An 11,774-nucleotide genomic window follows, 5' to 3' on the forward strand; every position below is an offset into this window, starting at 1 on the left:
AATCCGCTAGGTCTTTTTTATATCCAAGTTCTATTGCAGCATTTCCATTTTCTCTACCAATGCTTTGAGTTCTTCTAAGGTTATGCTAGGGTTTTCCACCATAATAGAGTAGCGCCAGCTCGCTTCATCCCATGTAAGCATGGTGAGATAGTCATTTTTTATATACATTCCTTCTGTACCTCGTACATTAATGGTTTCTTCGCCACCAAATAGCGCGGTACCTTGAATATCATCAACCGGTTTAAAAATACTTAGGCTAAATTGAGGGAGTTCTTCTTTATGGTAGCTTAAGATCACTTCTTGATGAGAAAGAGAATCTACTCCAACAAATTCAATATTTTTTAAAGAATATACCTCATCTTCAAGAGTTAAAAATTTCTCTCCCATCAATTCCACTGCCTCTTCTAAACTAACCTCTTGTGCAGGGTTCATCTCCTCTATATTTCTAATTTCGATCTCTTTATCACCAAAATCTAATGTGAAAATATTTTCATCCAACTGTGGTTCAAAATCAATGTTAAGAACAGTAAACTCTGATTTAGACCCATCATAAAGCTCATTCTTCCATTTTAAAACAAACCAATTTTTCTGATCAATCCAGTACTCCTCAACTCCAAACAAGCCACCTTCTTGTTTGGGAGTTGCTTTAATATGGTAAACATCTTGCCCTAGCAGAGTATCTTCCCCCACAATTTCTATATCGCTTCTTTCCTGAAGCATCGATAAGCTTTTTAATACTTGATCACGATAGGAAGGGAGCTCCATGTCCCCTAACCCTAATTCATAGGCGTAATCTTCTCCAACCGTGTAAGATAGAATTTTTTCACCATCATTTACTGTAACCGATTTTTCTCCATTGGCAGATTCTACTTCGACACGTATTTTAGATGCCTTTTCATCTCTCCACTCTCTGATTGTCATCTCTTGTTGTATCTCTTCCAGGTTCATCTTCATTTGTGCCTCACTGTAATAAGCCGAGAAATGTTTACTCTCATTTACAGCTTGTGTCACTATTTCCTCAGGGCTAAACTGTGCACCCCCTAGTGAACAAGCGGCTAAAGCACAAACAGTAGCCATCCCAATCAATCCTTTTTTAACATAATCGAACATGTAAATCTCTCCTTTATTCTTCAACTTTAACAGCACTCAGCTCTATCACTCTATTCTTTCTTTTTCATCTTTATTTACTGGAAAGGCACAAACCACAACAGTACCGTAGTTATCGTCAGAAAACAAGCAGATATCACCCTGATGCTTCTCCATAATCATTTTAGCGATACTCAGTCCCAGACCTGAGCTTTTACGCTGTTCAGGAGTTCTAGAAGGTTCAGACTGGAAAAAAGGCTGAAACACCTTCCTTGATCTTCTTTCGTCATTCCTAGCCCCTCATTCTGTACTATGAGCAGAGTATGACTCTCTAACCATGAGCTTATCTCTCTATGAAACGTAGAGAAAATCCAATCTGGTAGCATTTCTCCTTTAGATAATGCTGCCAACCAAATTCTTTTTCCTGCTGGAGTATAACGAATCGCATTGCTCATAAGGTTATCTAGGACACGAATCATCTGTGTTTCATTCATGTTGTAGTTTCCTTGTACAGCAACCTGCTTCACTAAACAAACCTGACGCGTATCCAGCCATTCTTCATATCCAGATAACAGCATGTCAAAAAACTCTTCACCCTCTACATTCACTAATTCAATCTGATAATCCGCAGATTGCAAGAGAGTATAGGTAGTTAAATCGTCTACCATTTTTTTCATATAATCTGTTTTTTCAAGAATGATCGATACATATTCCTGCTTTTGATGCTCCGTTATTTGATAATTCAAATGCAAGCTCTCTGTAAATGCTCGTATAGAGGTTAAAGGAGTTTTCAAATCATGCCCCAAAGAAGCAATCATTAATTCTTTTGTCTGCTGTTCAGATTGTAGCCTTTTCTGCGCTTCGCTTACCTCTTGCTCCATCTGCTGAAAATGTGAAATCAATTGTCCTATTTCATCATCACCTCGATGATCTATAGGTTTGCCTTCTTCATTTCTAGCAAAAGCAGTCATACGGTTCATTAAGGCAGCTAAGGGGCGATTTAATTTACGCTCTAGCATCCACCAGACGCCTCCATAGAGCAGGATAAAAAAAGGAATAAAACCATACAACATCCATTTGGTTCGTTGATTTACTCCGTCAACCCACTCCTCTCTAGGAACCGTAATTTCATAAAAACCAATCAAGCTACCATGATCTAATGTTGGTTTTTTCAAAATATAATTCCTATGCTGCACCTGAAGCTGAAAGAGGTTTTCATACAATTGACGTGTGTTCACTCTAGTTAATATGGGAGTATGGTCCTTCTCATCACCACCAACAAACAAAACAATTCCACCTTGATCGTAAATCACTACCTTAGCTCCAGAGGGGAGATATGGAATTATTTTATCCTCGTAAATTCGTTGGGATTGGATCAGGTATAATTCAGGTTCCTTCACAACTTGCTCGACCTTTTCGATCTGTTTCTGAATATGCAAGTATTCAACTAATGCTTGCTTTTGATTATACTGACTGAGTAAGATATACAAACCATAGGCAAAAACAATAGGTAGAAGCATGACGAGAAGATAAGAAAGGAGTAACCATGAACGTATTTTCATGACAAAGGCTCCCCAACAAAACGATACCCTGTTCCCCAGAGGGTTTTGATATATTTAGGATTTCGCATATTTTCTTTCAGCTTCGTGCGCAAGCTCTTGATGTGAACCTGGATCGTGTTATTTCCCTCCGTATCCGTCTGTTGCCATACATGTTCATACAACTCCTGCTTGGTAAAAGCTCTTTCTGGATGGCGAGCTAATAAAATCAACAAAGAAAATTCTTTTGATGTAAGGATGATCTCTTCTTCATCTAGGTAAACTGCCTTTTTTTCTACATCAATAATCAAGCCTGAAGAAAAACGAAGCTGCTGAGTCACCTGATGCTGTGCACTGTGCCAGTGATAACGCCGCAGATGAGAGGAAATACGCGCCGCCAGCTCTGTCAGACTAAAAGGTTTCGTAATGTAATCATCTGCTCCGATATTTAGTCCTTTGACAATATACTCATCCTCTTGTCTAGCACTAATCATCAGAATAGGAACTTCACTAGATAATCGAATGTTTTTACAGAGAGTCAACCCATCCATTTCTGGAAGCATTAGATCAACTAAAGCGAGATCAAAGCAACACTTTTGGAAATCCTCCCATCCCTCTTGTCCGGTTGAAGCCCATGTAACTCCGTATCCTTGGTGCACCAAGTAATCCCGAACAATCCGAGCAATTTCTTTGTCATCTTCTACTAGTAGAATATTTGCTCTGTCCATTGTTGTCTTCCCCCTCATGTTGTTTATTGTATATGTAAAATACCACTACATTAAAAATTTAAGAAATAGTTTATTTTTTATGTACAAAAGAGCGTACCGAACGGTACACTCTTTTAGATTCCAGTTCTATTCTATTCCATTGATCTCGTTCTAATCGTCAGTGGAGTAAAAACTCCATCTAACTAGTAGTCTACTTTATTTTAAATTCTCTGGATTTAACTCTTCCAATTCAGGTAAGACAAATCGACCTTCTTTTCGAATAAGACTCCATCAAAATAAATTTCTCCTCCGCCGTATTCTGGTCGTTGGATAAGTACCATATCCCAGTGGATTGAAGAACGGTTTCCATTATCTGCTTCTTCGTAGGCTTGTCCAGGAGTAAAGTGCAGGCTTCCATCGATTTTTTCATCGAATAAAATATCTCCCATCGGATGTTGAATATAGGGATTCATACCAATGGCAAATTCCCCTATATATCGCGCACCCTCATCGGTATTCAGAATATCATTAAGCTTTTCTGTTTGATCTGCTGTAGCTTCGATGATTTTTCCTTCTTCAAAAACAAGGGATACATTATGAAAAGTAAACCCTCTATATGGGCATGGAGTATTGAAGGTAATACGTCCGTTCACACTGTTTCGAATAGGGGCAGTAAACACTTCTCCATCAGGGACATTTGCCTCTCCAGCACATGGAATGGCAGGGATTCCTTTAATTGAAAAGGTTAAATCAGTACCAGGACCTTTTAGTTGAACTTGATCTGTTTTTTCCATCAAATCCTTTAGATGCTTTTGGGCAGATGCCATCTTGTCGTAATCAACAGAACATACTTGGAATAGAAAATCTGTAAATTTCGCTGTACTCATTTTAGCTTTCTGTGCTAGCGCTGGTGTAGGGTAATTTAATAATACCCAACGCCTGTTATTCACATAAAAATCACTCACAGGACGCATCATTCGCCTCTAAGCTGAAATTTATCTGTAGGGACATCAGACATTTCGGCATCATTATCTTCAGCAATCGCAATAATGACTGCATCAATATCTTGGTATTTTTTCATCTCCCAATCTACCATTGTCTGAAGCTGCTCTTTGGAATATCCAAGTGATAGTTGTCTACTCACATCTTGGTCTAGTAGTTCTACATAAGGATACGCGCCTAATGCATAGGCTTGCTCGATTAATTCAAGTAGTAATGGCTTGGCTGCTTGATGTCCTCTTATTAATACTCTCTCACCCGCTTTAAGCCTTAACGAATGCTGTAAAAGAGTTTCTGCTAACTTGCTGATCCTAGAGTCTTTCAAAGGCTTACATTCCTTTCCTTTTTAAAGAGATTACTCATGGTCCTTCGCCACTTGTGTTTTAGGCAAATGTATATCAATCATGGTCCCTTCTCCCTCTATACTAGATACAGAGATATGCCCATGATGATTTTCTACGATTTTATGGCAGATCATTAATCCCAGACCTGTACCATCTTCTTTTGTGGTATAGAACGGTTCACCAAGTCTAGATATACTTTCTTTTGGAATGCCACAGCCTTGATCAACAAATCGAAGAAGAATGTGATTGTCTTGCTGTTTTGATATATATATGTTAATTTCACCACCATGAGGCATCGCTTCAATTGCATTTTTCGTTACATTAATAAATAATTGCTTTAATTGATTCTCGTCACATTCAACTACCACTTCATCCTTTTCAAAATGAGTCAGTATTTGTATTCGAGACATGTTGGCATGTGTTTCCAAAAGTCTGGTGACATCTATTATAATATCACAAACATTTACTTTTTTGAATCTACATACTTGGGGCTTAGCCAGAACAAGAAACTCACTAACAATGAGCTCAATTCTCTTTAATTCAGAATCGATGATTTGCAAATAATCCTTATGCTCATAATCTTTCTCTTGTAGGAGCTGAACAAACCCTTGAATTGACGTTAATGGATTTCTGATTTCATGCGCTACCCCCGCAGCCAGTTGACCCGCCAAAGAAAGTTTTTCAGAACGCAAAAGCATTTCTTCCGTTTTTTTATAATTTTTTAGATTACGTGACATCATATTAACCTGCTCCGAAAGCTTTCCAAGTTCATCATTTCGATCAATCGTTAACTGAGCATCATAGTTTCCTTTGGCAATTTCCCCCACTCTGTTAAAAATATGATTGAGCGGTCTAACAATATAGCCAGCTAGAAAATAACTACCAAAGAAAACAATAATAAGAACAATAATAGAGTTGGTTATATTGTGAAATAATTGCTTATTTAAAACATCTTGAATGATCCCATAGTCAATAACTAAAGAGATCACATATGGATGCTTCGCCTCAACAGGGATAAAGCTCTTTAATACATCAGTGTCATTTATGGTTGTCGCATAGCTTACAGTCTGGTTCGAAGAGAACGCTTTTCTTACGCTCAATAAATCGTTTTGATCCTGATAATCATAAGTACCAAATTGAATCTCTTGATTAAATAAATCAATGTATTTATTTCCATTTAATTCTGTATAGATCGGCGGATTACCAAAGGCATTAGGATTAATCCCTGTAATCTCCAATAAATGCTGATTATTTTCCAATGTTTTTTTAACAATGGATTCTGGACCGATTTCTTGAGTAAAATTTATCACTTGCTTATCTCTGACATACGGGTTAATTATATAATTTGTGGTTCCATCATAATAATACCCCCACTTATCCACATGTTCAGGGTCAGAGGAGGAAACCGCCATAGGTCCTGCCCAGTAATTAGGTAATTTTTGCCCTTCTGGAATCGTGTCATCTACATTATGATGAGCAAATAATTGTTGAAAGGCTTCATACCAATACGTCCACTCTTTCGTTGAAAGATTGATCTCTTTGGGATCATTCGATTTCCAACCGACAATATCATCCTCAGCCTGTACAAATAAAGTAATATAAGAAATCCCTATTTTTTTACTTAACTCTTCTAATTCTTCATTTGTCACATTTTCTACGTCTGGATCTAAAGATTTTTGAGCTACCATAGCTGCTAATCGAAGCTTCTCGCCTATTATATCCTCCATATATAAAGCCCCATATTGCGAATGCTCAATGGCAATTTTGATTTGCTGCGCCAAGGATTCCATTTGTGATACTTGGTCTTTTTGAAGTAGGTCTCGGGTAGAAAAATAATGTAATGTGTTATTAAATATCAGAATAATTGATACGACGAAGGAGAAAATGATGGCTAGTTTATTTTTTAGTGACAATGGGACCTTCCTCCTGTTTCGATAAAAAATGATCTTTTCTGCATTTCGACAAAAGAACCTATAATTCCTTCTTTTTTACAAAAACAAAACCTAAACAACTAGTGTTTAGGTTTAATATCGTCATATTTGTATCTTTTTCTTAATTTAATTTACGAGATAAAAATCTTATGCTTTGTTTGAAGAGCCAAATTCTTTCATTTTTCCTTTTACCGTTTCTTTAATCGCATCACGAGCTGGACCTAAATATTTACGAGGATCATATTCATTAGGCTTCGCTGCTAAAACTTCACGAACGGCTTTGGCAGAAGCAATTTGATTTTCTGTATTAACGTTGATCTTAGCAGTTCCTAAAGAAATCGCTTTTTGGATATCTTTTGTCGGAATACCAGTTCCACCGTGTAATACTAAAGGCACACCCGTTAACTTTTGAATTTCTTCCATGCGATCAAAACCTAGGTTTGGTTCTCCTTTGTAAGGACCATGAACAGAACCTAAGGCTGGAGCAAAGCAGTCAACTCCTGTTTCACGGACTAATTGATCACATTCTTCTGGAACAGCATACATCGCATCAGCATCATCAACAATCAAGTCTCTTCTTGTCCACCAATACGACCTAATTCAGCTTCAACAGACACTCCCAGAGCATGAGCAACCTCAACCACTCTTTTAGTTACAGCAATGTTCTCTTCTAATGGATGATGTGATCCATCAATCATGACAGAAGTAAAACCAGCATCAATCGCTCTGACACAGGTTTCAAAGCTAGAACCATGGTCTAAGTGAATCGCTACTGGAACTGTTACTTTATATTCTTCCATTAGTGCTTTCACCATGTCTACAATTAGCTTAAAGCCACCCATGTACCTTGCTGCACCTTCTGATACACCTAAAATAACAGGTGAATTCTCCTCTTGTGCAGCTAAAAGAATCGCTTGAGTGAATTCAAGGTTATTCAAGTTAAATTGTCCTACAGCATACCCATTTTCATTTGCTTTAATCAACATTTCCTTCATCGAAACTAACGGCATACTCTTCTCCTCCTGGACTGTTATGTAAATCTATGACCCATACATGTTAACAGTCAGAATTTTAACACACATTTTAACAGGAGAAAAACAGAGTGTAAGCGTCAATCATACTCTGTTTTCTTTCGTATTCATTCGTTCTCTCTTATTATCTTACATTATCTTTATTTTTAAATATTTTTTTTAAAAAGGTTTACCATACCCTAAATAAAGAACAGCAACAAGTAGGACCAAAAATGACGCTCCGAAGCTTTTTGCTTTCCCTGCATCTAAAGTGCCCTTACTTCCACGGACAAGGATCATTTCCATGACATAAATCAATCCAAAAGCAAGCAGTGCCTTGACTGTAGCATATGCAGCAAAGTTAATTTCTAGCAATAGAGCTACACCAGTTAAGAATATAATTATGTAGAATACCCTAAGAATCATTTGTGTGATTTTAAGCCCCTTCATTTTCCCGCTTTTCAGGAATACAAGTGCTAGTACAAATAAAATAATTCCAATAATCCATGAAGATACATGTGAGTGTAATAATGCGACATAAGGCATTTTCAATCTCCCCTTTGTTCAATTAATAGTCATTACTTTGTCAAGCTCATGTAACATTTAAGATTTGCTGCTAACTTTGAGCAAGGAATTGTACGCTGAAAAGTCAATTCCTTTGTTTGTTAAATGTTCGATTAGCCATTTGTGATCTCGGGCTGGAGTAGCCATAATATAGCCTCGGATAATAAGATCTTGTGAAATCTTCGACGCCTTCTGATCTAGCGCCAGTTTGCCAATTTTAGCAGCAATGCTGCGGCGAGCTACATCTCGAAATAATTCAGGTACAGGTTCAACCAATTCATCTAATAGTCGAAGTGTTTCCTCATCCCACATGGATCTTGTTTCGTCAATATAATGATCCTGCCAATCCAAATCTGACATTCCATCCTGCTTGGGCATAGATTTTAAGAACTTACGAAACATAAAATACCCACCAATAAGCATAAAACCTAACAAAATGATGCTCCAAAAAACGATAAACAAACCGAAACCAGTGGACATCCATACCCTCCCCTTCTTAGAATCGGTACATTATCCATTCTGCCTATTTAGATATTGTTTATAACAATACTCAATAATTTCTCTACGTCGAATAATACCGATAAAAATATGCTTGTCGTCAACAACAGGAACAAAATTCTGTTCAATGGCTAAAGAGATGAGGTCCTCCATGTCTGCATTAATGGAAACTGGTTTATTTTTGACCCTTTGAGGGACGTTTTTAAGCTGGTATTTGTGACAGGTTTCAAAGCTAACTTCCGCAGAGTTTTTCAGCATCCAAAGTAAATCGCCTTCTGTTATGGTACCAGTATATCTCCCTTTTTCATCAATGAGTGGAATCGCTGTATATCTGTGATACTCCATCTTCTCTAAAGCCTGACGGATGGTTGAATCAGGTCTTAAGTAGATGACACTTTCCTTAGGTAATAAGAAAAAGGCAATATTCATCTCATAAAATCCTTTCTCAAGCAAATGTAAGTGTTTTATTCCTCACCATATAAATAAAGTAACATGTTCTCAAGTCGTCCATCAAGAATTTGCTCTTCTTCTGTATCCATCCAGATTCTTTGCAGTTTCTTTTGATCCTTTTCCGCAGATAACAGATTTTCCTGGAGAAGCTCACTGTTTTCAGGAGATAAGGCACCGATTTTGGAAAACGTTTCAGTATGTTTCAAACCTGTATAAAGCGCGGCAAAACCACCGAGATCTGCTCCAGCAATTCCTGTCGAGCCAACCCCTGCAAGTGTTCTGTATCTCAGATCAATAAAGGGTTTCACTTCCTCAACGATGAACTTAGTTAAGGCTTCAAGGCGACTTTCTTCAGCCAATAATTCTGTAGAGCTATATTCTGCCTTTCGATCCTCTGTGGAATAGATACCAACAACAATCATTTTGTCTAATGCCCCGTCTTTAATCAAACGATCCAGTGTTTTCTTCATACTCCACTCATTACGGCTTTCCTCTTTATTCTCTTTAAAATAGAGTTCACCATCAAGAAGGTAAAGAACTGGATAACGCTTATGCATTTCCAAGTCGTAACCTGGAGGAACATAGACAATTAAGTTTCTATCTTGTTCTAAGAATGCAGAGGGAAAGTCATGTTCAACGTACAAGGTAGAAACATTCATAATCCCAAAAACGGTCATAATAATTCCAAACAAAATAAGTCCAATAGAAAAAATCGTAAATATGATTAATTTCTTGCTCATGACTGCACACCTCAACCTTACCAAATCTCACATGTGATCAAAATCATAGCCAATCCCTCATTTACTATACCACACTCCCCCTTTATATTTCTATTCTGAGAATTCCGCATGAAAAAACTTGAGGAAGGTTCTCCCTCAAGTTTTCTCTTTCATATCAATATTTTTTATTTTTTCTCTGTATCAAGATCAATTTTTTGAGAGGCTAAAGGAATATCAACATCGCTGTGAGCCGTAATTTCTACAGTGGCAGTATACTCACCACTTGGTACAACTTCTTCACCATTCATGGTTAAGTCCCATTCTTCTTCCCAGCTTAGCTCTTCTCCTGCCTTTAAAATAACCTCTTCAATTACTTGTATAAATGATCGGTTGATGGAGTAACGATATACTTCCCTGCCATTGCTGTCGTTCACAAAAATTTCAAATCTTTGACCCGATGGAAAAGTTAATTCAACATCTTCCTTTCCTTGATTAACAAGAGAAATATGAAATTTTAAATGATCACCTTCTTGATTTAACTGAACAATAGGTTTCACTTGAACAGCTTCATTTTCAATGTCTGATACGTTTCCAGTCGTAGGCGTTTCTTCCGGCACTTCTGTTTTCAAGCTTCCACAACCAACAAGGGTAAAAACAAGCAACGATATAGATAGTAGATACATCAAACGTCTTCTCATTATTACACACTCCTATTTCTTTTATTCTTACTCTATTAAGTTTCTTCTATACTATCAAACGAATCAAAACCTAATAATGTTGCAGTAAAAAAAGATCCGCATCCAATGTCTTAGACATCGGATGCGGATCTTTTTTCTAGCCATTCACTTAAGTAAGGGGTTGGATCTGGGTTATTCAATTGAGGTTCGCCCTCCAAAAGAGCAATTACTTCTAAGGTATTCCCATCAGGTCCTGAAAGTATACGCTAGCGGCAGGCATCCAGGTATGTACGATGGGTTCAAGCGGTTCTTTTCCGAAGCTCTTTTGAGGTTCGATTCCCAATTGACGTAACCAATCTATTGCTCCCGTGATATCCTCCCTAGCTACTCCGAAAGCAAAATGATTTTTCTTCACTTCTTTTCCTTGTTCTACTTCCCACAGTCCGAGCATTTGTCGATTTTCACCAACATAGAAAAAAGCCACTTTTCTCTCTTCTAAGACATAGGCTAATTGAAGCTTTAGCTTTTGGTAAAAAGAAATCGCATCCCTTAGATTCGATACATGTAAATGAGTTTCATAAATACTTTTGATCATATTCAAATCAACTCCTTCTCCTAGAATGCCTGGCTTACTTGCTTCTCCACTGTTTTTTCCTTATCCTTTTTTTACAGCTCGTTTGCCCTTCAGTAACTCCGCCATGTTAACAAGCTCTTCTCCCATCAGGTTAAACCTTTTTCTCATGCCTTCCTCGACAAATGATCCATCTTTGTCAAACTGAGTCTGCCCTGGAATCGACCCAAGAGTAGGAACGACCCATCCATATAGGTTTCGGATCATCACTTGCATAGAGGTTAGGGTTGTCATTGATGTTGGTCCTCCAGCAGCCGATACAAGTGCTACAGGTTTATCTATAAACTGTTCAGAACTTACCCAGTCCATCGCGTTTTTGAAGACTCCACTCATGCTACCGTGATATTCCGGACTTCCTAAAACGATCCCATCCGCTTCTAAAAGCAGCTGGCGAAACTCCCTCACGTTTTGATCAGTTAATTCATAAGAATCGTCTGGAGAGTACATCGGAAGCGGCTTCTCTCTTAAGTCATACATCTGTACTTCCGCTCCTTGCTTCTGAGCTGTATCCAATATAGCCTTAATTCCTTTGAACGTTTTTGAATTTGCAGAAAGACTCCCATTCACACCAATAATTTTCACTTTTTTTCCTCCTCGTCAATTTAAATCAATGGAGCATA

11 protein-coding genes and 3 pseudogenes are annotated in these 11,774 nt (G+C 37.8%); all 14 read right to left on the reverse strand.

Annotated elements, in window-relative coordinates; all coding sequences use genetic code 11:
* Positions 1-30 precede the first annotated feature (30 nt).
* Positions 31-1,110, reverse strand: a complete 1,080-nt coding sequence (locus JCM10596_RS08075) for a LolA family protein (protein ID WP_025026685.1) — start codon at positions 1,108-1,110, stop codon at positions 31-33.
* Between the two features lie 45 nt (positions 1,111-1,155).
* Positions 1,156-1,353: an ATP-binding protein gene (locus tag JCM10596_RS31260; RefSeq protein ID WP_081791959.1), complete on the reverse strand. Its 198-nt coding sequence runs from the start codon at positions 1,351-1,353 to the stop codon at positions 1,156-1,158.
* A complete protein-coding gene (locus tag JCM10596_RS24525) occupies positions 1,281-2,648 on the reverse strand; it encodes a HAMP domain-containing sensor histidine kinase (RefSeq protein WP_051541236.1) in 1,368 nt (455 codons plus the stop codon). The genes JCM10596_RS31260 and JCM10596_RS24525 overlap by 73 nt, the downstream gene beginning before the upstream one ends.
* A complete protein-coding gene (locus JCM10596_RS08085; RefSeq protein WP_025026686.1) occupies positions 2,645-3,352 on the reverse strand; it encodes a response regulator transcription factor in 708 nt (235 codons plus the stop codon). Before JCM10596_RS08085 ends, JCM10596_RS24525 begins: the two co-directional genes overlap by 4 nt.
* Before the next feature lie 195 nt (positions 3,353-3,547).
* A pseudogene (locus tag JCM10596_RS24530) lies at positions 3,548-4,655 on the reverse strand (aminopeptidase).
* A gap of 30 nt (positions 4,656-4,685) precedes the next feature.
* Positions 4,686-6,587, reverse strand: coding sequence for a sensor histidine kinase (locus JCM10596_RS27640; protein WP_025026687.1), 1,902 nt, complete (start codon positions 6,585-6,587; stop codon positions 4,686-4,688).
* Between the two features lie 165 nt (positions 6,588-6,752).
* Positions 6,753-7,615 (reverse strand): annotated as a pseudogene (locus tag JCM10596_RS24540) (class II fructose-bisphosphate aldolase).
* A gap of 180 nt (positions 7,616-7,795) precedes the next feature.
* The gene (locus JCM10596_RS08105) at positions 7,796-8,161 is read right to left on the reverse strand and encodes a DUF1516 family protein (RefSeq protein ID WP_025026688.1); all 366 of its coding nucleotides are present in this window, start codon (positions 8,159-8,161) and stop codon (positions 7,796-7,798) included.
* Between the two features lie 57 nt (positions 8,162-8,218).
* Complete coding sequence (locus JCM10596_RS08110) at positions 8,219-8,659, reverse strand: DUF2621 family protein (RefSeq protein WP_025026689.1); 441 nt, start codon at positions 8,657-8,659, stop codon at positions 8,219-8,221.
* 30 nt (positions 8,660-8,689) lie between these two features.
* The gene (locus JCM10596_RS08115; RefSeq protein WP_025026690.1) at positions 8,690-9,106 is read right to left on the reverse strand and encodes a CBS domain-containing protein; all 417 of its coding nucleotides are present in this window, start codon (positions 9,104-9,106) and stop codon (positions 8,690-8,692) included.
* Between the two features lie 35 nt (positions 9,107-9,141).
* Positions 9,142-9,867, reverse strand: a complete 726-nt coding sequence (locus JCM10596_RS08120; protein ID WP_025026691.1) for an alpha/beta hydrolase — start codon at positions 9,865-9,867, stop codon at positions 9,142-9,144.
* Positions 9,868-10,031: 164 nt separating this feature from the next.
* The gene (locus JCM10596_RS27645; RefSeq protein ID WP_025026692.1) at positions 10,032-10,544 is read right to left on the reverse strand and encodes a BsuPI-related putative proteinase inhibitor; all 513 of its coding nucleotides are present in this window, start codon (positions 10,542-10,544) and stop codon (positions 10,032-10,034) included.
* A gap of 110 nt (positions 10,545-10,654) precedes the next feature.
* Positions 10,655-11,118 (reverse strand): annotated as a pseudogene (locus JCM10596_RS24550) (VOC family protein).
* A gap of 60 nt (positions 11,119-11,178) precedes the next feature.
* Positions 11,179-11,736: an NADPH-dependent FMN reductase gene (locus JCM10596_RS08135; protein ID WP_025026693.1), complete on the reverse strand. Its 558-nt coding sequence runs from the start codon at positions 11,734-11,736 to the stop codon at positions 11,179-11,181.
* Between the last annotated feature and the right edge of the window lie 38 nt (positions 11,737-11,774).

The sequence above is a fragment of the Caldalkalibacillus mannanilyticus JCM 10596 genome (genome assembly GCF_000615945.1).
Lineage (GTDB): Bacteria > Bacillota > Bacilli > Caldalkalibacillales > JCM-10596 > Bacillus_AT > Bacillus_AT mannanilyticus.

Coding starts and splice junctions, on each gene's coding strand:
- JCM10596_RS08085 (WP_025026686.1), bottom strand. CDS start 3,352: ATGGACAGAGCAAATATTCTACTAGTAGAAGATGACAAAGAAATTGCT.
- JCM10596_RS24525 (WP_051541236.1), bottom strand. CDS start 2,648: ATGAAAATACGTTCATGGTTACTCCTTTCTTATCTTCTCGTCATGCTT.
- JCM10596_RS08115 (WP_025026690.1), bottom strand. CDS start 9,106: ATGAATATTGCCTTTTTCTTATTACCTAAGGAAAGTGTCATCTACTTA.
- JCM10596_RS08120 (WP_025026691.1), bottom strand. CDS start 9,867: ATGAGCAAGAAATTAATCATATTTACGATTTTTTCTATTGGACTTATT.
- JCM10596_RS08105 (WP_025026688.1), bottom strand. CDS start 8,161: ATGCCTTATGTCGCATTATTACACTCACATGTATCTTCATGGATTATT.
- JCM10596_RS27645 (WP_025026692.1), bottom strand. CDS start 10,544: ATGAGAAGACGTTTGATGTATCTACTATCTATATCGTTGCTTGTTTTT.
- JCM10596_RS08075 (WP_025026685.1), bottom strand. CDS start 1,110: ATGTTCGATTATGTTAAAAAAGGATTGATTGGGATGGCTACTGTTTGT.
- JCM10596_RS08110 (WP_025026689.1), bottom strand. CDS start 8,659: ATGTCCACTGGTTTCGGTTTGTTTATCGTTTTTTGGAGCATCATTTTG.